This is a genomic window from Enterobacter cloacae complex sp.6700776 (genome assembly GCF_048284255.1).
GTDB classification, from domain to species: Bacteria; Pseudomonadota; Gammaproteobacteria; order Enterobacterales; family Enterobacteriaceae; genus Enterobacter; species Enterobacter intestinihominis.
The window spans coordinates 1-380 of the sequence record NZ_JBLVYK010000074.1 but is presented as its reverse complement, the minus strand read 5'-3'; the positions used below and the strand labels follow the sequence as shown (position 1 = coordinate 380).

Here is a 380-nt window from a genome sequence, read left to right as displayed (position 1 = left end):
GCGTGGCATCATTCTTGCCCTCCCTTAATTTGTTCTCCCGGCGCATACGACATTTCAGCAGGAATATCCCGATATTTCCGTCCAGTCCTGCGGCTGTAATATATTTCAGACACCGAAATCCATCCCACAATTGCCCCCACAAAAAACACAACAGAAACAGAAAAGGTAAGGCACAGCGAAACGACAATTTCTACAGGGCTGGCGGGATAAAAAAGCCCCTGATGGATAAAGGGGATATTCAGGCTGACGATTATTCCCGTCGCGATGCCGGATATTCCGGCAATGAGTAACACCACCTGCTTATTTCGCACCTTTTTTTCCTCCGTACATCTGCAGAACGGTATCCATCCGCGCCATAAAACCGGCGGCATCCGTTGCCC

At 49.5% G+C, this 380-nt stretch carries 1 protein-coding gene and 1 pseudogene; both read right to left on the bottom strand.

The features are described 5' to 3' along the window. Nucleotides 1-8 precede the first annotated feature (8 nt). Nucleotides 9-311, bottom strand: coding sequence for a P-type conjugative transfer protein TrbJ (gene trbJ, locus ACNQ0T_RS23275; RefSeq protein ID WP_001244873.1), 303 nt, complete (start codon nucleotides 309-311; stop codon nucleotides 9-11). Continuing rightward, nucleotides 301-380: pseudogene (locus tag ACNQ0T_RS23270) on the bottom strand (type-F conjugative transfer system pilin assembly thiol-disulfide isomerase TrbB); the annotation flags it as partial. The pseudogene ACNQ0T_RS23270 and the gene trbJ, both read right to left, overlap by 11 nt.